Genomic DNA, 19,388 nt, shown 5'->3' on the forward strand with positions numbered 1-19,388 from the left:
GGTAAAATATCTCCATGACACGACGAATGTTTTCTGGCATCGCTGCCGCCCTCGCCCTCCTCTCTCCTGCGTCCGCGCAGACCCGTCAGACGGATGTGATCTACGGCCACAAACAGGGCATCGCGCTGAGCATGGATGTCTTTGTGCCGGAGAAGTCCAAGGCGAACGGGATAGGTATTCTCTGGATGGTGAGCGGTGGCTGGAACTCGCGGCACGAGGACATTAACCCGGCTCTGGGGAAAGCCTTCACCGACCGTGGCTACACACTCTTTCAGGTCGTGCACGGCACGCAGCCCAAGTTCACGCTCCCCGAGATCATGCAGGATATCCACCGCTCCGTGCGTTTTGTTCGCACCAACGCCAGCCGCTGGGGGATCAACCCCGACAAGCTTGGTATCAGCGGGGGAAGTGCGGGCGGGCATCTCTCCACGATGATCGCGGCCTACGGCGGCCCCGGCGATCCCACTGCCAAAGATCCCATAGACCGCGCGTCGAGTGCCGTGCAGTGCGCCGCGTGTTTCTATCCCCCCACCGACTTTCTCAACTACGGCAAAGACGGCGCGAAGGCGATGCTCAATCCCTTTCTGAAAGGCTACTGGCCCGCGTTCGGGATCACGGACAAGACACCACCTGAGGAGATTGAGCGCCTCAGCAAGACGCTCTCGCCGATCTATGGCATCAACAAAACCACCCCACCCGTCTTTCTGATCCACGGCACCGCCGACTTGCTCGTCCCGATTCAGCAGTCCGAGCGTTTTATCGCAAAGCTGAAGGAAGAAGGCGTCGCGTGTGATTTAGTGCGTCGCCCCGGAAAAGGCCACGGCTGGCCCGGTATCGAGAACGACGCGTTGCTTCTGATGGACTGGTTCGATAAATACTTGGCGAAGAAGTAGGCACTTCAGCGTTCCGACGAAACCGTCCGGCCATCCGCCATCGTGACGGAAAACGCAATCGGCTCGGCGGGGTAGCGGTTGTCGGGATACCAGGGTCGGCCTTGATGGACAATGATGAGAAGCCCTTCTTCATCACCGACGGGCTGAAACTGTGGGCCGCCTTGCCGGTAAGGCGGAAGCCCGAGTGAAGTCGCGGTGCCGGGAACATCGTCGGTCACGAGGCCGATCTCGCTGATACCAAGAATCTCGAAGCTCGCGCGGCGGCTTGTGGGGAGTGTGTGGCGGGCGATCAGCTCGGCGATATTGCCGTCGGGGTCGGTGAAGTAGACGGCGTGGGCGTTCCAGTTCGTGAAGTCAAAAAGCCTCTCGTCGCCCGCAGCGTTAGTGAGGAGCGAGGTACGCGCACTCAGCCAGGCGACCGCTTCGTCAAACAGATTCTCGGGGACATTGAAAGCAAAGTGCGCGATGGCAGGCGGGGTGCTGGCCTGCGTGAGAGTCCAGTGCGTCTCGCCCGCAGCGAGGGTGACACAGTTAGGGCCGGAGGAAAGTACCTCCAGCCCCATAGTATGGGTCCAAAACTGCTGTGCACGCTCCAGATCAGCGGTGCCCATCTGGAGCGCACGGAAACTCACTGCGCGATAACCCAGAGGTTCTTGTACTGCACCAGATCATGGTTGCCCTGCAGAACAATCGGTCCGACCTTGACCTCGCCTTTGAAATCTCCGTACTGGATTCCGGTGGGGCCATTGAACTCCTCGTTGTTTTGGACAAGCACGCCGTTCCAGAAGACACTGGCGCGGGCCTTCTCGGTCACTTTCCCCTCCGCATCAAAACGAGGAGCGCGGAAAAGGATGTCGTAGCTCTGCCACTCACCCGCAGGTTTGGCGGCGTTGAAGGTGGCGGCTTTCTGGCTGTAGAAGGCGGCACCCGTCTGTTTGGTCAGCTCGCCACCGAAGGAGTTGTATATCTGGACTTCGTAGCGCCCCTGAAACGCGACCCCCGCGTTACCGTGGCCCGTCGGAACCTTGAACTCGACATGCAAAAAGCAGTCGCCGAACTCTGCCTTGCTGGTGATATCGGTCTTATCGGGCTTCATTCCGCCGTCTTCTTCCAGTGTCCATGCGGCTGCCTCTGTCGAACCACGCTTGACCCAGCTTGTGCCGAACTCTTCGCCCTTGTTACCAATCAGGGTCTTCGCCGCCATCGGTGCGCGCCCCCCTAGACGAATGGAGGTTGGAAAGGCGGGAGGCTGTGCGGCTCTCTGGCCCTGAGAGGCCGCCGGTGCCGTTGTTGCCAGGAGCGTCGCCGCTCCGAGAAGCGTTGTTGCGCTTAAAAATAAAAGGGAATTACGTTTTGCCATGACTATTGGTTCGACATTTCGGGCATTTTTCCTCCCCCCGCCTTCATGACTCCTTCACAAGTTTGCCCCATACTGCAAAACATGAAAGTTCAACCTCCCTCGTTAAATGAGCGCACTGTCGGGTACCGGCCCGAAGGTGGCATTGTGTGGTTCGGCACGCTGAAGGCCGGGCTCGCGGAAGCCAAGCGCACCAATCGCCCCCTCTTGATCATGTCCGCAGTCCCGGAGTGCCACGGCGTCTCCGGTATCTGGTGACCGGGCAAGCAAAGTACAGACAGGAGTCTCCTGTCTCAGAAACCCGTCATTGACGCGTCGCGTGCGTTTATCTGCATCCGTCCCGCCACCTATGAGAATGCCGCCGAAGTGAAGTACCTGGAGGGGATCTTCAAAGGACGGGCGGGCACCCTGGAGAACACCGTCTTTGCGATGCTCACGCCCGATGGCAAGAGCTACCTCGCCCGTCCGGGGCGATCTCCTCAGTTTGCGTTCCGTAGCCCCGCCGAGATGGCGGAGGCGATGAAGCAGTCAGCCGGAAAGTATCCGGCCAAAGGTGAGCCCAGCGCCGTCCCTGCCATGCACGATTTCCGCCTCTCGCTCAACACAGCGGCCTGCGACTCCATGCCCCTCGTCGTGGCTGTGGGTGGCGGCGAGGCACTGCTTGTGAAGCTTGCCTGGGCTCCTGAGCTTCTTGGTAAGTATGCCTATGCCCCTGTCGCAACCCCGCAGGATTTGAAGGCAGCAGGTATCACCGTCGCCAGCCCTGGTATCTACGCCATCGAGCCAGACACGTTCGGTCAGAAAGGTGCGGTTCTCGCCCAGTGGCCTCTCACTGCTGATACAGCGACCATCACCAAGGGCCTTCTCGATGCCCAAAAACGGCACAACGGCGAGGGCAAGATCGCACGCCAGCACATCCAGCAAGGAACGCAGCTCGGGGTTTTGTGGAAGAGCCTTCTGCCCAACACCGACCCGAACGGCCCCAAGCGCTAGGCAATCCCCAAGCGCTAGGCAATCACGGTCTCCCCATCTCGTAAAGCCAGCCGGACGGGTACGGTGCCAGACTGTTGCTCAATCGCCTCTGCCAGCTTGGTACTATGTGTTACGATCCAGAGCTGCGAGCGACGGGACGCTTCGACGATGAGCTCGGCAAGCGGTTCGATGAGGTCGGGGTGCAGGCTTGTCTCGGGTTCATTGAAGGCCAGCAGTGGCGGCAGGCGTGGGGAGAGCAGTGCGGCCACAAGGCACAAGAAGCGTAGCGTGCCATCGGAGAGCTCGGTGGCTTCCAGCGGACGGAGCAGGCCTGGCGTTTGAAGCTGAACACGGTAGCGTGACTGATCGTCGTTTTCAATCCGTAGCTCCGCGCCGCCCAGCGCCCTGCGGATGGTCTGGTAGAGCCGCTCCGAATCACCAATCGTGAGAATCGTCGCCAGAGCGGCAGCGAGATCGCGCCCGTCGTGCGAGAGTGCGGGCGTGAATGTCCCGACTTGCGGCTGGCGCAGAGGCGCACTTTCGTCGGTGCGGAACTGGTGGTAAAAGCGCCAACGCTGGAGCGTATCACGCAGATTGACTAAGTAGGGATAGCGGTGCGGATCGGACACTTGTGTCAAGACCGACTCACTGCGCGTCAAGAGCATCGGCAGCGAGACGCGCTTTCCGGCCTCGTCGCGCAGAGTGACGCCACTCTTGCCCCGCTCTACCAGTGACGCGCCCTCGAACGTAATGCTCTCCTCTTTGATCAGGGGGTCGTTGCTAAAAAATCCCAGGTTCATGGGCAGCTCATTGGGGCCTGGTAGTCCCGCCGTGAGCGTGTAGGCGAATCCGCCTGTGAGCCGTACTCCAAGTGTCAGCTCACGCAATTCCTGGCGCTTGCGTGGCCCCGCCCAGAGTACCGATGGCATCCCGCCCTCATCGGCGAGTGCGCGAGCGAGGTTGCCCGCCGCCGCCGCATGGAGCAAGTAGACCGCCCGGTAGAGATTGGACTTTCCACAGCCATTGGGTCCGGTGAGCACACTCAGCGGCCCGAGCTCCAGCCACGCGTCCCGCACGGATCGGTACCCCTTCACGGAGAGCGCAGTGATCATGGGACCAGGAGAAATGCCTTTTTATCGAGCTTGGGATTAGCCTTGACATTGGTATAGCTCTCCACGAGAGAGAGACTCTGGCGCTGGTTGCTGGTATTGATCTCCAGCCGACGAAGCAAACGGTCGTCTTTGCCTATCGAGAACACAAGTCGTGCCTTGCCGTCTTTGGTCTCAATATCAGCGGCGACCACATCCACAACGACACCATCCAGAGTGGTAGGCGTGGTGAATCCCAAGACCTTCGTCGCCCCCGGTCGAAGAGTGTGAACCGGTGCCGAGCGCGACGTTAAATAGAGAAAGACCGGGGCAATCAAGAGACCCGTCTGTGAGAGAGTCTCGATGATGGCTTTCTCCCCGGACTCCGCCTTGACTTTCTGGTGCTTTTTCCCATCGGCATAGAGGCGGGTCGTCCCATCACAAACGGAGACAATACGTGCGCCCTGAGCGAGCTTGAGCTCCACCCGTGCTTTATTGGGCTTCATGTAGACAACAGACGCCAGAGTGGTCTCGTTTCGTGCATCGCTGACCGCCTCCACTTTCACATCGGCGGAGAAAGAGAAGAGCGCCTGGTGTGCTGCCACTAAGCGATCCAGGAGCATGCTTGCGGCTGGGTCTACTTGTCTCATCCGATTGCGGCTCCTTGGGCATCTTCGTCACGGAAGCCACGGGGTGGCACAAATCTCCAGAGATCAGCGGGTAAGCGCGGGTTGACTCGCAGGCCTCGGTAGTCCTCACGAATCTCGATATTTCCTTGTGTCAAAATGGCCTGGCGCAAAAGCCCCGCTTTCTCGTCAAAGCGAAGTATGACCCGACGGCTCTCTCTCTCCAGCGTAAATACCCGCTGTGCCGGTGCTCCAATCACCGTCTCACGTGCCATCTGCACCGTTGCATACTCTTTCAAAAGTGCCTCTAGCCCGTCTTTATCCACCAGGAGCTGTGAGAAGAAAGGCAGGGGAAGGATCTCGTTATTTTGGAGCCCATACGTCAATGCGTCACCATCTGCGGGTATGGATTTGACGCGGTAGGTTTTAGCGGGCGAGAGTGCCTCGTAGATATAGTTGCTACTCGCGACCAAAAGGCATATCCCCGCCTCACGCAGTGCTCCCTGCGCCTCCATGCGTAGCCGCCCGGGGCGCTCCAGAGCAATCTGCACGACTCCATTTCGCAACATCGGCACACTTCGCAACATCGGCACACCACGCGATGTCACGCGAACGTCAACCGCGAAGGACTTGAGCGCATGATGGGTGGCAAAACAGCGGGCCAGCTCCGTTTTCACGGCAGGGTCAGCAGAGGTTTCTTGCATACCGCATTATACCTGCCTCTTGACAGGTATTTATTGTCTGTGATACGTTAATTGTATGAATGACTTGAAAGACAGACTTGCCGGCGGTCTCTACGGCCTTCTCATCGGCGATGCCTTGGGCGTTCCCTACGAGTTCCACCGCCCGGAGACGATCCCGCCCTTGGATCAGATAGAGATGCAGCCCCCACCGGGCTTCAACCGTGCGCATGGCCGAACTCCCACAGGCACTTGGAGCGATGATGGCGCACAGGCGCTGGCCTTACTCGACTCGCTTCTCACCTGTGGCGAGCTAAACTTAGACGATTTCGGCAGGCGCATTGTCGCGTGGTACAACGAAGCCGCCTACACCCCAGACCAGCGCGTTTTCGACTGCGGCATCCAGACGGGCGACGCCATCCGCGAGCTGATACGTGGAACGCCCGCGCATGCCGCCGGTCGGACCGATGAGATGGCTAACGGCAACGGTTCACTCATGCGTGCACTTCCCCTCGCCCTCTGGCACACCGGCACCGACGATGACCTCATCCGCGACTCCCACTTGCAGTCTAGCATCACCCACGGGCACCCGCGTGCCCAAGTCTGCTGCGCACTCTACTGCCTCTGGGCTAGAAATATTCTCGCGGACTCGCTCAATCCCTGGCTGGAAGCCGTTGCCACGCTCACCGCCTACTACACACCAAACGGCTCCTATAGCGAGCAGCTAGAGTTCTCTGTCCGGCCTCTGGATAATATCCCCGGCACAGGCGGCGGCTATGTCGTGGACTGCCTGCGCTCCGCCCACCAAGTCCAGAGTGCGGGCAACTACGAGGACATTGTGAAAGCCGCCGTCGCACTCGGCAACGACACCGACACAACAGCCTGCGTCGCGGGCGGAATCGCCGGGCTTGCCTGCGGCCTCTCAGGTATTCCTCAGCGCTGGTACGATGCACTTCAGGGCAAAGCACTCATTGAAAATTTATGCACACGCCTTTTAGCGAGCCGGGAGTCTGCGGGTTCGAGTCCCCTCTTACCCACTTTGTTTGGAACTTCCTGACACTTTTTACTGTCCCAATTTTGGCAAGATGTTTGCTAGAATCAACTGCTAGAATCAACAAATCAACAGGAAAAACGTAATAAATGGACACTCTTCTCCAGGGTTTAATGGGACAGCTCAGTGGTGGCGCGGTCGGACAGATCGCAGAGCAGCTTGGTGTAGATGAAGGCACAGCACAAAACGGTATTCAGGCCGCACTGCCGATTCTTCTGGGCGCACTGGCGCGTAATGCACAAAACGAAGATGGTGCACAGGCACTCGACACTGCCCTCGCTAGCGATCACGACGGTAGTATCCTCGACAATCTCAGTGGCGCGATCTCCGGTCACCAAGACGGATCCGGTGCCGCAATTCTTGGGCATATTTTGGGTGGGCAGACCAACCAAATTAGCAATGTGGTGGGCCAGAGCCTTGGTGGTGCCAACGGCGGTGCGCTGCTACAAATGCTCGCACCAATCGTAATGGGTTATCTCGGTCAGCAGAAGCAACAGCAGGGCCTCGATGTGATGGGCCTCGCGGGAATGCTCCTCGGTGGCGGCGGCAGTCAACAGCAGCAAGCGCAGCCTGCTGCCAGCGGCCTGATGGGAATGGTTGGCAACCTTCTTGATCAGAACCACGATGGCTCCCCCGTAGATGACATCATCGGGCTCGCCGGGCGCTTTTGAGTTTAGTGCAGCAGGTGCCGGGCGATATTCAGATAAATCAAAAGCCCCGTTGCATCCACGAGTGTCGAGATCAAGGGCGCTGAGACCAGGGCCGGATCAATTTTTAGCTTTTGAGCTGCCATCGGAATCAGTGATCCCATTAAATTTGCCCAGGTGCAGACCGCAACCACTGTTAATGACACGACCAGACTGAGATCCAGAGGATTGCCGCGCAGCCGCGCCCAGACAAGCGCAATGGCTCCTAGGAGCACCCCGAGAAGAAGCCCGCCCATAAGCTCGCGGAGCAGGACACGAGAGAGATCACGGCCTCGCACCTCACCCACGGAAATCGCGCGGATTATGGTGGAGACACTCTGCGCTCCGGTGTTGCCCCCGGTTCCGGTGAGAAGCGGAATAAAGGCAGCCAGTGGTGAGACGGAATGTTCATCGGCTGTATGAAGAATTTCGCTCGTCAGTGTTCCGCCGACAAACAGTAGCATTAGCCAGCCTACCCGTGAGCGCACGACCCGCCAGATCGGTACAGAGAAGTAGGACAGATTACGCATTCCCGGCTCGGCAGAGATAGCGCTCTGCTTAAGAAGGTCCTCGGTCTGCTCCTCGTGCAAGATATCTACGACATCGTCAATCGTGACGATTCCCGCCATCGTGCCATTGGGCAAGATCACGGGGAGCGCCGTGAAATCATACTTGGTGACAAGCCGTGCCACTTCCTCTTGATCTAAGTCCGCCGGTATCGAGACCACATCGCAAATCATAAGCTCACTAAGGAGCTGGTTGGGCTTTGCGCGCAGCAGATCGCGCAGCGAGAGCACACCTACCAAGCGCTTGCCCTCCAGAACGTAGAGAGCGTTAAAGGTCTCCGCCTCGTCGGCAAAGCTTCGGAGCGTCGCAAATGCCGACTCCGCGCTCTGACCGGGCGACAGGCTGACGAACCGATCGGTCATCAGACGACCGGCGGTGCCCTGCTTGAAGGCGAGTAGATCCCGCACATCCTGCGCATCCTCGGGGTCCTGGCGCGCCAGGCTTGTGAGAAGCGATTCCTGCTTCTCCGGGGTCGTTACCTCAGAGACAAGCTCCGCGACATCGTCTGCGGGCAAGAGCCCCAGCAGAACGGAGATGCGCTCGGGAACTTCGTTATCCAGGAGGTAGCGTGCCGTGTCCGAGTCGAGCTCATCGAGCACTTCCGCAGCACGATCCGAGTCGAGAACGCGGAAGAGACGAATGGACTCGTCATCGTCGAGGCGCTCCATGACCTCGGCAATATCCGCCGGGTGGTAGCCGTCGAGGAGCGCGATTAGCGGAGCATCGTCGGGAGTGCGTAGCACACTGCGCAGACCGTCCTCAAGACGCTCGGTGTTTTTTTCGAGTGTTTCCATCCGGATCATGTGAGGTATCCTCATCATGCAGCCGGGAAAGAAGGTTTTTGAGAAGTCGCGACGGGCATCAGCGCCCTGTCGCTTTAGAAGCTTAAGAGCGTGTCGTCCGTCGCGACGGCATTAAGCCTTCGTCCGTCGCATTTTCTTTCATGGGTGTTTCTTGTTGGTGACTGGAACCGTCCGACATTTCGGGCTCTCCTGGCTTCCCGCGTTTTAAAAGCGCCTGAGGAAACCGGGCGATTGTATCGCTTTCTCACCCTCTCGGCAAGAGGCAGGCGCAACTAAAGCCGCCGCGCATGCGTCCTATCCGGTACAATAGGGACATTGTGCGGATGCTTCGATTTTCACTTACCCTCATAGCCGCTCTCGCGGCGCTTCTCCCCGCTCTGGCGCAGGTAGATCTGGGAGATATCATCACGGATCTCAAAGTCAAAAGCCCTAAGTGCGTTGTCTTGATTATGGATGTCTCTGAGTCAATGAAAGTGGACGACTACAACCGTAAGATGCGTTATGCGGCAGGAACTTTAATAAAAGACAGCCTGAGCGATGGGGACCAAGTAGTACTCTACACGTTTGGAGCGGGCTACAAGAAAATCTTTGACGAGACCCCAAGCACTCCAGCGGCACGGAGAAAGCTCATGGATCAGCTTCCACTCAAGCCCGAGCCCGGCGAAGGCACCAATATCCGTCAGCCGCACCATGAGGCGCTCAAGCTAGCCAGGGCCTCGGGCAAGGCACCGTTTATTGTGATCCTGACGGACTCATTCAACGATCCGCCCAAGAACACCCCCACTGCCTACACCGAGTACCAGAAATACTACACACCAGGCAAGCTAGAGACCTACCCACTCACCCCCGAGAACCAGGACTACGAGTCGCAGCTTGCGTGGATGACGAGCAGCGAGGGTAAGACCTTTGGGATTGGGGTGGAGATTCTCCCCTCAGGCCGCCCCAAAGAGCGCTTTAAAGTAGCGACGAAAGAAGCTATCGTCGCCACCCCGGAGCCGACACAACAAAGCTCTCCGGTTTCGACTCCCAAGTCAAAACCCGATGAGTTCCCATGGGCACTCCTGCTCGGTGTGGGTAGTGTTGCCGTGCTTGGAGTCCTCTTTACGATTTTGCGCCCAAAACCCCTCCCCCTGCGCGTCGTGGGCACGGGAGCACCACGTGACTTTGACGTGCGTGGCAATACCGTTCTGCGCCTCGGTGGCGAAGGTGGCTCCGCAGCTCTAGATGCCTATCCTATCGCGGGTACAAAAGAAGTCATCGCCACTGTCAAAGGCGGGCGCGGTGAATTTACGCTCGAACCGCAACCTGGAGTAAAAGCCCGTGTCTACCACAATGGCATGCCGCTGGAGAAATCATCGCCCCTACGCTACGGCGACGAAGTTCGAGTGAGCATCCTAGATAGCAATGGGGCGCTCGTGAAAGAGTCCCGGCTGAAGTTCAGCAACCCAAACCAAACGATCTGAAACGAAAACTAGAGGAAAACTGTGAGATTGACCCGTCTTTTCTGCCTGCTCAGCGCCGCTCTTGCGCTAGCGTTGCCCTCCCTGGCAAAGCCTGAGCTGAAACCGACCGAGGATCTGAAGAGCTTCTACCGCGCTGGGGAAAAGTACACCCTTCACATGGAGTATAAAGACCCGGATGGTTATGCCCTCAAGAGCGCGACCTTCCACGACCGCTCCGGCGATGGTGAACCCAATTTTCCCTCCAAAGAGCTAAGTGGAAATACAGAAAGTGGCTTAAAACTCACGTGGGAAATTAATAGCTTTGCCAAGGGAGATCATAAAAGTTTCTTTGAAGTCGAGAATGAGAAAGGCCTCAAGACTCGCTATCCCTCCAATGAATCGGATAACTATGTCTTTGTTGTCGAGAGTTTGGTAGACAAGTGGATCGTGATGGGAGTCGGGTTGTTGATTTGCATTTTCATGCTTCCCTTCCTGGTCTACCTCATTGCCCGCTCGACAAACAAGCAAGGCAATCCCTCTAGCGCGGCTCGTATTGGGCTGATCCTCGGGATCTTTGCAGCCCTGGCCCTCTTCATCTTTCAGTTCGTGAGCTGGTACAGCCCTCTTGTCCTGGTGCTTGGTGGGATCGCCGCTCTCTTTGTCCTGGTGGTTGTGCTCACACGACGCTAGAAATCCGACTATGGAACTCACTCCCGCCGACCTGGGCGACAGCCGCGCCATCGCACTGTTTCAGATGCGTGCCGCGCAAGTCAATGCCAGCCAGCGCCCATCACGACGATTGCACAATGCGCTCCTGCCCGTAGGGAAGTCCACGCTTCTCTCGCGGATGTGGGCCAAGGAAACGGGCCTGACAGGAGAGGCTGCCCAGACTGCGGTCAATAGCGCGAGCCGACCGCTTTACGGAATCGCAGGTGGGCTGGGGGGAGGCTGGGGATTTGGTTTCGGCTTCCCTGCACTCTTGATGGCGGCTCAGGCAGGACAGCGCCCGGAGATGCTTATCATGGCAGGGATTTTCGGGGCGATGTCGCTCACCGGCTTTGGGATCGCGACATTTTTACCTGGGAATCTGGTGCGTCGCTGGGGGAAAACCCCTCTCAATGCCCACGAACTTGACACCCTCCTGGCACAAGAAGAAGACGAGTTAGAGCGTTCCTATCTACTGCTTATTCGAGAAGCACTTGACCAACCAAGTCTCCCTGATGCCGCCCAAAAAGAGCTGAAAGAGGCCATTAAAGTGCTTGGTATGGCGCTGGATCGCCTCCCTCCGGCTCCGGCAGAAACTGCGAATCGGAACACGGAGGGCTTGCGAAGCGAGGCGGAAGGACTACGTCAACAGGCACTTACGGAGACAGATCGAGTGGCATCGGAGTCCCTGGAACGACGGGCGGATGCCTTGGAGCGAAGCGCCAGTGCTATGGAGAAATCGGCGACGTTCCTACGGCGCAATAGCCTGCTGAGACAAGAACTCCAAGCACAGCTCGAAGCCCTGCGACTAGAGCTTGGCTCAACGAGTGTAACGGGAGCGGACGTGGGTAGTTTGGCGCAAGTCGCAAGTGTTGCGCGCGGCGTAGCACGGGAAGCGGATGCTCTAGCGACGGCAAGAGCCGAGCTGGACACACCACAGCTTCAGAAAGTAGGGATTAGTTCGTGAACCTGAAGCCCAATGATCTGGGTAAGACTCTGGGAGGGGCACTCATTAGACAGCGTGGAGGAACCACGGATCCCGAAGCGGAGCGACGACAGACCCTTCGGTCAAGTGGTGTGGCTGCGGCCACCAGCATCGGTGTCGGAGTCATCAACAACAACCCGGTGATGGGCCTGATTGTCGGAGCGCTTTCCAGTGGTGCAATCGTGCTCTTCTTGCCCCGGATGCGAAAAAAACAGCTCTATGAGACCCCCGTGACGGGGGCGGAGCTGGCTCGGCTTCGGCCACAACGCACCCAGACTGTGGCAATACCGACGGTTCTGGACACGATTTTCTCAACACTCCTGGGCCAGCCGCTGCCCCAACTACCCCAAAAACACACCCTGGAAGATGCGTACTTTGAGCTTCTGGCGGAAGTGCAGGCGCTGAGTGTTTCTCAGGTGGAGGCCGAAGCGGAGCTGCGCGACACGATCCGAACTCTCAGTGATGCCGTGGCTGCGCTTCCCGCCACCGCCCCCATAGATGAAGACGAGATTCGAGAGCTGGTCGCCGATGCCGAAGGACTTCTCTTCCGCTCCAAGCGTGAGACGGATCAGATAATCGCGGAATCACTGCACCGACAGGCTGAGGCGGCAGTCAGGCGGGCGCGAGCACTTCAGAACGCGTCCAAGCTGGCACGACGTACCCGGACTCTGCGTGAGGAAGTCTACCGGCAGATCGGGGCACTGCGCACATCGCTCCCCTCCTACTCCCAGGCGTCCCAGAGCGTGGCGACAGGTCGTATCCAGGAGCTCGCCGACTCCGTCAACCGCGTCGCGCAAGATGCCGCATCGGTCGTGGCAGCACAAGAGGAACTTGTCCAGACTCTGGCCCCGGAGTGGCGCGTCCGGACTACCGTCGAGGAAACCACACCTCAGATTCAGCGCCTGGGCCGCTGATTATTTCGCGAAGCGTGAGTCGGGCGACATGGTGGTCACCTTCTCCAGAGAGCGAGCAATCATTCCTACAAGAAGCTGCGTCGTCTCCTGAGCGGTGATGGCCTTATCTGCCTTCTTCACCAGCGGGGATGTCTGCGGCAGGTAGCCCGCCTGCACCAGCTCTGTCACGGACTTTACGGTAGCAGGACGCCCTTCAATCCACGCGGAAAACCCCTCCGCCCAGCGCGCAAGCTCATTGCCGGTGATAGCTTGTTCACCACTAAATCGGGGGGCCTCTACCAGCGAGACTCCCCGCATGCTCAGCCCGACAAGGCTCTTGCTCGCCCAGTGGTTGCCGGGGACGTCTGGGTAGTTCTTCGCCTTGCTCGGGTTGGGTGCTAGATTACTCTTTCGACCAGGCTGAACCTCATGTTTGCTACGACGTGGCTGTGCCACAGAGGCCTCGACATGGGTAAGCATCTCAAACAAAATCACTACCGCCTCGTAGCGCGTCACGGACTGAGCAGGTTGGTATCCGGGCACCGCTTTACTCTGCCGACCGTCACTATGGTTATGTTCGTCTTTTTGCATACCTAAGTCCCTAATCTCTTTACTCGTAGCTCCCACTGATATTTTGGCTGCTGCGGATGGCATCGAATTCCTCCAGAGCGCGCCCGGTGCCAATGGCGACACATGACAGGGGATCATCGGCCACATGCACAGGAATCCCGGTCGCTAAAGCCAGCAGGCGATCCAGCCCCCGCAAGAGCGCCCCACCGCCTGTGAGCATCATCCCACGCTCGATAATATCTGAGGAGAGCTCTGGCGGAGTTTGCTCCAGAACGGCTTTAACACGATCCACAATCTGTGAGATAGGCTCGGCCAGCGCTTCCCGGATCTCATCACTGGTCACCTCGACGGTCTTGGGGAGCCCGGCCACTAAGTCGCGGCCCTTGACCTCCATCCGAAGCTCCTGCTCCAGCGGGAACGCAGACCCTACACGAATCTTAATGTCCTCTGCCGTCCGGTCACCGATCATAAGATTGTAGGAGTTTTTAATGTGCCGAATGATGACCTCATCAATCTTATTGCCACCGACGCGCAGGCTCTTGCTCACCACGATTCCCCCGAGAGAGATGACGGCGATATCGGTGGTGCCACCGCCAATATCCACCACCATATTGCCCCCAGGAAGCGCAATCGGCAGCCCTGCCCCAATCGCCGCTGCCATGGTTTCCTCAATGGTGGCCGCCACGCCTGCACCAGCCTCCTCGGTCGCCTGCAGGACGGCACGCTTCTCAACACTCGTGACACCGGCGGGCACACACACCAGAACACGTGGCTTGAAGGGCCCCCGACGCCCTACCACTTTACTGATCAAGGCGCGTAGCATCTCGCGGGTGGTGGAGTAGTCCGCAATCACGCCATCTTGCATCGGGCGGATTGCGATAATGTTACCAGGAGTTCGCCCCAACATCAGTCGCGCCTCCTCCCCCACTGCCTTGACCTTTCGGGTCGTTTTATCAATGGCCACTACGGAGGGCTCCCGCAGGACAATTCCTTTACCGCGCTGATAGACCAGAATATTGGCCGTGCCCAAGTCGATTCCTATCTCCTGAACCAGTCGAATCTTCACACCGCCTCCACTCTCTTACCGAACTCATCTTCGCGCCAAATATCCGCTCCCACAGAGGCTAGTTTCTGCGTAAAGCACTCGTATCCCCGGTCTATGTGATGGACAGAGAAAACCCGGGTCGTTCCCTGGGCAACCAGACCTGCAAGCACCATTGCCGCCCCTGCCCGAAGATCCGATGCCTCAACATCCGCCCCTGAGAGGCTCCCAACGCCTGTAATGACGGCTGTTCGCCCTTCCCAGCGGGCCTTTGCGCCCATTTTGATGAGCTCATTGAGATAGCGGAACCGGCCTTCGTAGACCGTGTCCGTTACCATCGCAGTCCCTTCCGCAAGGCTCAGGAGCGTGGCAATCGGCTGCTGAAGATCGGTAGGGAAGCCAGGATGCGGCATGGCTGTCACATCGGTTGCCTTTAGGCTATGACCAGGGTGCATCACACGGACTCCGTTGGATGCTTCCTCAATAACGACCCCCATCTCGGCAAGTTTCATCAAGATCGGACGCATTTGTGCGGGATTCGCGCCCTCCAAAAAGAGATCCCCCCCAGTAATCGCAGCCGCCATCGCTAGGGTTCCGCCTTCAATACGGTCAGGAGAGACGGTAAAATCCACGCCGTGGAGCGCCTCTACCCCTTCCACCGTGATCATGCCCGTCCCGTGGCCCACGACATTTCCGCCCATCGCGTTGATCAACTGAGCGAGGTCTTCGACATCGGGTTCCTGCGCCGCGTTTTCGATGATGGTGGTTCCCTTGGCCAGCGAGGCTGCCATGAGAAGATTCATTGTCGCTCCCACCGACGGTTTGTCCAGGTAAACCTGCGCCCCACGCAGCCCCTCCGCAGGAGCTTCGGCGAAGATATACCCCCCACTCTCATCAATTGTCGCACCAAGCGCCATCAGGCCCTTCAAGTGAAGATCATACGCGCGGGCCCCAATATTGCAGCCCCCCGGAGGTGCCAGCCGAACCCGTCCCTGACGCGCTAGAATCGGCCCTAGGAGCTGTAGAGAGCCACGCATCCGCGTCACGAGCTGGTCGGAAGGCTCAAACGACGTCAAGTGAGTCGCATCGAAGCGTATATTTTTCTGATCCTCGGAGAACTCGACCTCCACCCCAAGTCCGCGTAGGATGGTCGCCATGTTCGCGATATCACTGATCCGTGGAACGCGCCTAAGCCCTGTCACGCCTGTGGAGGCAAGAACCACTCCCGCCATAAGGGCCAGCGTGGCGTTTTTCGATCCCCCCACGGTAACCGTTCCGCGAAGTGCCTGACCACCTTGAATGACGATACGCGCCTCTTGTGGGGTCGGCTGCATCCGACGCCCAAACTCCAGACCTAATGCGGACTCGCTCCCTCGTGTTTGTCTCTGTGCCTCTACTGCCATAATGAACTTTCTCTAAAAAAATTGCCTCCGCATTGTATCGCCGAATAACGAAAAGGAGTAACAAGAAAATGCTATAAAAGACAGCTAGAGCAGTTGACACACAGCTAGAGCAGTTGACGTGCACGTAGCACCATTTGCACTGCTTCCTCAGAAGTTGCTGCAAGTGCGGTCAAATGCCCCATCTTGCGCCCTTTGCGTGCTTGTGCCTTACCGTAAAGGTGCAAGTGCAGCCCCGGAACGGCCAGAGCCGCCGCCCAGTCTGGTGCCGAGGTTTCATCAGCGGGCCAGAGATCACCCAGCAAATTCGCCATCGCAACTCCAGGCGCACGAAGCGCCGTCGAGCCCAGCGGCAGACCACAGACCGCGCGCACTTGCTGCTCGAACTGGCTAGTGGCCGCGCCCTCAATGCTCCAGTGCCCGGAGTTGTGTGGTCGTGGCGCCAGCTCATTGACCAGAAGCTGCCCCTCCGGAGTCACAAAGAGCTCGACGCAGAGCACCCCCACCACTTCTAGTGCCTCTAAAATCCCCTGGGCCAGCGCCTCCGCCTCAGCGCTTCCCGCGAGCGGCACGGTCGTCAGATCCAGAATATGGTTGACATGATCGTTTCGCACCAAGGGGAAGGCGACAAAGCTACCGTCACTTCCGCGCACCGCGACAATGCTCGCCTCGTACGCAAATGCTACCAGCTCCTCTAGGATGCACGCTTGCTCGCCTAGCTCGAGAAAGGCCGCCTTTGCCTCGGCGGCGCTCCCCACTTTTCGTTGCCCCTTGCCATCGTAGCCAAAGCCTGCGGTTTTCAGAATCGCGGGGTAGTGGAAGCTGTCACAGTCAGAAGCGCTCTCGACGGCCTGAAATGCCGCCGTGGGAACTCCAATTTTCTGGAGAAAGCGCTTCTCGCGCAGCCGGTTCTGGGTCGTGTGTAAGACATGCCCTCCAGGGCGCACGGGGGCATACTTTGCCGCCGTCTCAGCCGCCGCCGAGCTCACATTCTCAAACTCGAAGGTAACCACGTCCACCGACTTCGCAAACGCCGCCACGGCTTCTAAGTCGTCGTAGCTACCTGTCACCTCGCGCGCACCCACCTGTGCACACGGAGTTGGAGAGGCATCGGGTGAGAAACAAGCCACATGGTAGCCCAGCCGACTCGCCGCCTGCGCCATCATCCGCCCCAGCTGGCCGCTCCCTAGCACCCCGATGGTTGCCCCCGGATTCAAAATACTCATTCGCTATATGGCCCCAAAAAACGCTTTCCGTTAAAGTGAATCAGGTGGGTAGGCGCATCCGCCACCCATACCTCAGTCTCCCAGGCAATTTCTGCAAGATAACTCTTAAACGTTTGCCTATCAAGAAATGAAGTAACAAACACCAGACCTAAGCTTGAATGCTGAAAGAGCCGTTGCAGCTCTTCGAGACGCTGCGGATGAATCGGCCCATGCGACGTCACTGCTTCAACCAGTACGAGCCAACCGCGCTCCGCAAAATGCAGAATGACATCAGGCATTTTGCCATGTTCCTCGATAATAACTCCCAATGCTCTAAGAGCCTCTAAATCGAAAAACGAAAATTTCTCGTCGCTATCTCCTACATAGAGCAACATAGCACTTGGTGTAAAAATCGGTGCGAACTCTTCAATGATTTTCTGGATTAGAATATTCTGACCACCGGGCGAAAGTAAAATCCGTCCCCCTTGTGCGATTTGTACCGGAATTCTTTGTGCAACTCGCTCCTGGGCATAGCGCTGAACTAATGACTGACGCAACTCACCATAAACAGTTAGGTTATCTTCCCACTCAAGCGTCCCAAAAGTACGAATTAGCTCCCGTGCAATTGGTTCTATCTGATACACAGTATGCGGACTATTAACTGCACGATCTGGTTTGTCAGGATTCGCAATCACAAGTCCCGCTGCTAGAAACTGATGTATGGTAAATCGCCGAACGGTTTCACGAGTATTGGGTGCCCAGTTTTTCCCATACTGCTGATTTGCAAATATCATTATGGGCGTAATGCCGATTCGAGGATTCTCAACAAGGCTCCAGCTTTTATCAGGCGGGAGGTTCAGTAAGGCAAGCAATGTCAGAGCTGCTCGTTCGTTCTGTTGCTCAATCGGAAGTCCGAGAGCGCGAAGAATTACCTGTGCTTGCGTTATGTGCTCTGTCATGCCGAATCGTCCCGTTGCCTCTGTCCCATAACAATCAGCTCATCGTAACTAGGATAGTAAAGATTTTTCAAGTCAGTCGCATTGACTTGCGTATGCCCGCTGAACTGCCGGAAATAGTAATCTACCTCTTCGGAATTAAGATAGGCGGCAAGCCCATATGCAAGCGCAAGTTGCATCCCATCTCCGTTTTTATGGAAGTAGTTCAGATGGTTCTCAAACCCAACCCCCGCTTTGTCTGCTTTTGGGAACCGAGCCGATTCATAGACAAACGCCATTATGCGACGCTTTTGTTCCTTTGCTGAAAATCGTTTCACCAGCACATAGTTCCCATTCGGAACCCGAAGGTTTTTCGTAGCCGCGTTGGCAACTAATCCATTCGGCTTCTTCGCCTCGAGTTTTGGCCAGCAAACCGTTGCTTCCTGACAGTGAATCGGATAAATCAAGGGGGCAGTCGTAAAATCAGGGCAGGCGCGGAGGAACTCCGCAGCGCGAAAATCCACAACCCTCCCCGTCGAGACTTGCAATCCTATTTCGCATAGAGGCATCTGGAATTTTAAACCTTTGCCCGCAGTTTCGTCAGGGATATGAAAATATCGTTGGATATCGTCTGGCTTAACGATTTGCGAGAAGTCAACTCCCCGTGACTCTGCACGAGACGTCAAATCTTTGAGATGCGCCACCGCAACCTGATCGGGTTGGACAGTCGCCGTCTGGGTGCGAAAGATAAGAGTCTCCTGGAGCACCGCACTCTCTCTAAACGTATCGGTACGGCTTTGGAATAAGTGTAAATGAGTCAGTGCAGCCCGCTGGAGTAAGTCTTCCCGAAAAGAACGGAAGTAGCTACCATTACAGAAACTGCGTGGCGTAATGGCAACAAGCTCTCCACAGGGTACCAGAAGCCGAAGTGCTGTAGCTACAAATCCAGTATAGAGATTTGTTGTCTCAATCCCCAAGCGCCTTAGTGTCTGCCGCTCCTGGGAGTTCGAGGTGATCTTGCGATAGGGAGGATTGAGAATCGCTATGTTCGGACGTATTTCTAGGCTTTTGGAGCAATCCAATAAATTAGGTTGAATCAACCGCGCAGCCAAACTCAAAAAATCTCCGCAGATGATTTCGCCAGTGCAAGCAATCCCGAATGTCTCCGCTAACCGACAGCAATCCTCCAGAGTTTGTCGGGCAAAATTGCATAGAATCGGATCTGCTTCACAAGCAAGAATCGTAATACGTTTCGGGGGAGCACAACGCAGGCACAGAGCTTCCACCACCGCCGCAAAGAGAATTCCGACACCCGCCCCCGCATCGAGCAGTGATGCATGGGGCTCTGCGCTGCTCAACAAGCTCGCCATATGCTGTGCAACAGAGACGGGTGTGAAGAACTGGCTTCGCTCAGCCTGACGAACAGGATCAAGCGAGAGGCTCACTTGCCGCCGTCGCTCTTCAATGCCACATAAGAACTCGGTCACG

The 19,388-nt window shown here is 57.5% G+C and carries 21 protein-coding genes; 9 read left to right on the forward strand and 12 right to left on the reverse strand.

Translation table 11 applies throughout. The features are described from left to right. Positions 1-14 precede the first annotated feature (14 nt). The gene (locus ACH2ED_RS03305) at positions 15-893 is read left to right on the forward strand and encodes an alpha/beta hydrolase (protein WP_395088784.1); all 879 of its coding nucleotides are present in this window, start codon (positions 15-17) and stop codon (positions 891-893) included. Positions 894-898: 5 nt separating this feature from the next. Here the strand turns inward: ACH2ED_RS03305 and ACH2ED_RS03310 are convergent, their stop codons facing one another. Together ACH2ED_RS03310 and ACH2ED_RS03315 are read right to left on the reverse strand one after the other, a co-directional pair. Next, complete coding sequence (locus ACH2ED_RS03310; RefSeq protein WP_395088785.1) at positions 899-1,525, reverse strand: VOC family protein; 627 nt, start codon at positions 1,523-1,525, stop codon at positions 899-901. Beyond that, positions 1,522-2,253, reverse strand: coding sequence for a DUF1080 domain-containing protein (locus ACH2ED_RS03315; protein WP_395088786.1), 732 nt, complete (start codon positions 2,251-2,253; stop codon positions 1,522-1,524). The genes ACH2ED_RS03310 and ACH2ED_RS03315 overlap by 4 nt, the downstream gene beginning before the upstream one ends. A gap of 81 nt (positions 2,254-2,334) precedes the next feature. Here ACH2ED_RS03315 and ACH2ED_RS03320 point away from each other — a divergent pair, with 81 nt between their 5' ends. Then, positions 2,335-2,508, forward strand: coding sequence for a hypothetical protein (locus ACH2ED_RS03320; RefSeq protein WP_395088787.1), 174 nt, complete (start codon positions 2,335-2,337; stop codon positions 2,506-2,508). A gap of 108 nt (positions 2,509-2,616) precedes the next feature. Continuing rightward, positions 2,617-3,243, forward strand: coding sequence for a hypothetical protein (locus ACH2ED_RS03325; RefSeq protein ID WP_395088788.1), 627 nt, complete (start codon positions 2,617-2,619; stop codon positions 3,241-3,243). Between the two features lie 14 nt (positions 3,244-3,257). On the opposite strand, the gene ACH2ED_RS03330 is transcribed toward ACH2ED_RS03325, so the two are convergent. Genes ACH2ED_RS03330 through ACH2ED_RS03340 form a run of 3 tightly spaced genes read right to left on the reverse strand, consistent with a single transcriptional unit; the run spans position 3,258 to position 5,640 of the window. After that, positions 3,258-4,334: an AAA family ATPase gene (locus ACH2ED_RS03330; RefSeq protein WP_395088789.1), complete on the reverse strand. Its 1,077-nt coding sequence runs from the start codon at positions 4,332-4,334 to the stop codon at positions 3,258-3,260. After that, positions 4,331-4,960, reverse strand: coding sequence for an outer membrane lipoprotein carrier protein LolA (locus ACH2ED_RS03335; RefSeq protein WP_395088790.1), 630 nt, complete (start codon positions 4,958-4,960; stop codon positions 4,331-4,333). The genes ACH2ED_RS03330 and ACH2ED_RS03335 overlap by 4 nt, the downstream gene beginning before the upstream one ends. After that, positions 4,957-5,640, reverse strand: coding sequence for an outer membrane lipoprotein carrier protein LolA (locus tag ACH2ED_RS03340; RefSeq protein WP_395088791.1), 684 nt, complete (start codon positions 5,638-5,640; stop codon positions 4,957-4,959). The genes ACH2ED_RS03335 and ACH2ED_RS03340 overlap by 4 nt, the downstream gene beginning before the upstream one ends. 55 nt (positions 5,641-5,695) lie before the next feature. Here ACH2ED_RS03340 and ACH2ED_RS03345 point away from each other — a divergent pair, with 55 nt between their 5' ends. Then, entirely contained in the window at positions 5,696-6,673 is a 978-nt protein-coding gene (locus ACH2ED_RS03345) for an ADP-ribosylglycohydrolase family protein (protein WP_395088792.1), read from the forward strand. A gap of 83 nt (positions 6,674-6,756) precedes the next feature. Beyond that, positions 6,757-7,338: a DUF937 domain-containing protein gene (locus ACH2ED_RS03350; protein ID WP_395088793.1), complete on the forward strand. Its 582-nt coding sequence runs from the start codon at positions 6,757-6,759 to the stop codon at positions 7,336-7,338. A 2-nt stretch (positions 7,339-7,340) separates the two neighbouring features. Here the strand turns inward: ACH2ED_RS03350 and mgtE are convergent, their stop codons facing one another. Next, on the reverse strand, positions 7,341-8,723 hold the full coding sequence (mgtE, locus tag ACH2ED_RS03355; RefSeq protein ID WP_395088794.1) for a magnesium transporter: 1,383 nt from the start codon (positions 8,721-8,723) through the stop codon (positions 7,341-7,343). Positions 8,724-9,046: 323 nt separating this feature from the next. On the opposite strand from mgtE, the gene ACH2ED_RS03360 reads away from it, so the two are divergent. Genes ACH2ED_RS03360 through ACH2ED_RS03375 form a run of 4 tightly spaced genes read left to right on the forward strand, consistent with a single transcriptional unit; the run spans position 9,047 to position 12,769 of the window. Then, positions 9,047-10,186, forward strand: a complete 1,140-nt coding sequence (locus ACH2ED_RS03360) for a vWA domain-containing protein (protein ID WP_395088795.1) — start codon at positions 9,047-9,049, stop codon at positions 10,184-10,186. Between the two features lie 27 nt (positions 10,187-10,213). Beyond that, entirely contained in the window at positions 10,214-10,855 is a 642-nt protein-coding gene (locus ACH2ED_RS03365; RefSeq protein WP_395088796.1) for a hypothetical protein, read from the forward strand. 10 nt (positions 10,856-10,865) lie between these two features. After that, positions 10,866-11,837 carry a hypothetical protein gene (locus ACH2ED_RS03370; protein WP_395088797.1) on the forward strand — a complete coding sequence of 324 codons (972 nt, stop codon included), beginning with the start codon at positions 10,866-10,868 and terminating at the stop codon, positions 11,835-11,837. Next, a complete protein-coding gene (locus ACH2ED_RS03375; RefSeq protein WP_395088798.1) occupies positions 11,834-12,769 on the forward strand; it encodes a hypothetical protein in 936 nt (311 codons plus the stop codon). The genes ACH2ED_RS03370 and ACH2ED_RS03375 overlap by 4 nt, the downstream gene beginning before the upstream one ends. Here ACH2ED_RS03375 and ACH2ED_RS03380 read toward each other — a convergent pair whose 3' ends face one another. From ACH2ED_RS03380 to ACH2ED_RS03405, 6 genes are all read right to left on the reverse strand, one after another. Beyond that, entirely contained in the window at positions 12,770-13,339 is a 570-nt protein-coding gene (locus ACH2ED_RS03380; RefSeq protein ID WP_395088799.1) for a hypothetical protein, read from the reverse strand. Between the two features lie 19 nt (positions 13,340-13,358). After that, the gene (locus ACH2ED_RS03385) at positions 13,359-14,384 is read right to left on the reverse strand and encodes a rod shape-determining protein (protein WP_395088800.1); all 1,026 of its coding nucleotides are present in this window, start codon (positions 14,382-14,384) and stop codon (positions 13,359-13,361) included. Beyond that, positions 14,381-15,763: a UDP-N-acetylglucosamine 1-carboxyvinyltransferase gene (murA, locus tag ACH2ED_RS03390; RefSeq protein WP_395088801.1), complete on the reverse strand. Its 1,383-nt coding sequence runs from the start codon at positions 15,761-15,763 to the stop codon at positions 14,381-14,383. Before murA ends, ACH2ED_RS03385 begins: the two co-directional genes overlap by 4 nt. Before the next feature lie 104 nt (positions 15,764-15,867). Then, positions 15,868-16,986, reverse strand: coding sequence for a 5-(carboxyamino)imidazole ribonucleotide synthase (locus tag ACH2ED_RS03395; RefSeq protein WP_395088802.1), 1,119 nt, complete (start codon positions 16,984-16,986; stop codon positions 15,868-15,870). Continuing rightward, complete coding sequence (locus ACH2ED_RS03400; RefSeq protein WP_395088803.1) at positions 16,983-17,924, reverse strand: BsuBI/PstI family type II restriction endonuclease; 942 nt, start codon at positions 17,922-17,924, stop codon at positions 16,983-16,985. The genes ACH2ED_RS03395 and ACH2ED_RS03400 overlap by 4 nt, the downstream gene beginning before the upstream one ends. Then, positions 17,921-19,387: an Eco57I restriction-modification methylase domain-containing protein gene (locus ACH2ED_RS03405; RefSeq protein ID WP_395088804.1), complete on the reverse strand. Its 1,467-nt coding sequence runs from the start codon at positions 19,385-19,387 to the stop codon at positions 17,921-17,923. Before ACH2ED_RS03405 ends, ACH2ED_RS03400 begins: the two co-directional genes overlap by 4 nt. Position 19,388: the final 1 nt, after the last annotated feature.

This window comes from Armatimonas sp. (genome assembly GCF_043757465.1).
Classification (GTDB): domain Bacteria; phylum Armatimonadota; class Armatimonadia; order Armatimonadales; family Armatimonadaceae; genus Armatimonas.

What these genes read in the sequence shown, in the direction of transcription:
- ACH2ED_RS03305 (WP_395088784.1), top strand. Translation starts at nt 15, where the DNA reads ATGACACGACGAATGTTTTCTGGCATCGCTGCCGCCCTCGCCCTCCTC.
- ACH2ED_RS03315 (WP_395088786.1), bottom strand. Translation starts at nt 2,253, where the DNA reads ATGGCAAAACGTAATTCCCTTTTATTTTTAAGCGCAACAACGCTTCTC.
- ACH2ED_RS03320 (WP_395088787.1), top strand. Translation starts at nt 2,335, where the DNA reads ATGAAAGTTCAACCTCCCTCGTTAAATGAGCGCACTGTCGGGTACCGG.
- ACH2ED_RS03330 (WP_395088789.1), bottom strand. Translation starts at nt 4,334, where the DNA reads ATGATCACTGCGCTCTCCGTGAAGGGGTACCGATCCGTGCGGGACGCG.
- ACH2ED_RS03335 (WP_395088790.1), bottom strand. Translation starts at nt 4,960, where the DNA reads ATGAGACAAGTAGACCCAGCCGCAAGCATGCTCCTGGATCGCTTAGTG.
- ACH2ED_RS03340 (WP_395088791.1), bottom strand. Translation starts at nt 5,640, where the DNA reads ATGCAAGAAACCTCTGCTGACCCTGCCGTGAAAACGGAGCTGGCCCGC.
- ACH2ED_RS03345 (WP_395088792.1), top strand. Translation starts at nt 5,696, where the DNA reads ATGAATGACTTGAAAGACAGACTTGCCGGCGGTCTCTACGGCCTTCTC.
- ACH2ED_RS03350 (WP_395088793.1), top strand. Translation starts at nt 6,757, where the DNA reads ATGGACACTCTTCTCCAGGGTTTAATGGGACAGCTCAGTGGTGGCGCG.
- mgtE (WP_395088794.1), bottom strand. Translation starts at nt 8,723, where the DNA reads ATGATCCGGATGGAAACACTCGAAAAAAACACCGAGCGTCTTGAGGAC.
- ACH2ED_RS03360 (WP_395088795.1), top strand. Translation starts at nt 9,047, where the DNA reads ATGCTTCGATTTTCACTTACCCTCATAGCCGCTCTCGCGGCGCTTCTC.
- ACH2ED_RS03370 (WP_395088797.1), top strand. Translation starts at nt 10,866, where the DNA reads ATGGAACTCACTCCCGCCGACCTGGGCGACAGCCGCGCCATCGCACTG.
- ACH2ED_RS03380 (WP_395088799.1), bottom strand. Translation starts at nt 13,339, where the DNA reads ATGCAAAAAGACGAACATAACCATAGTGACGGTCGGCAGAGTAAAGCG.
- murA (WP_395088801.1), bottom strand. Translation starts at nt 15,763, where the DNA reads ATGGCAGTAGAGGCACAGAGACAAACACGAGGGAGCGAGTCCGCATTA.
- ACH2ED_RS03395 (WP_395088802.1), bottom strand. Translation starts at nt 16,986, where the DNA reads ATGAGTATTTTGAATCCGGGGGCAACCATCGGGGTGCTAGGGAGCGGC.
- ACH2ED_RS03400 (WP_395088803.1), bottom strand. Translation starts at nt 17,924, where the DNA reads ATGACAGAGCACATAACGCAAGCACAGGTAATTCTTCGCGCTCTCGGA.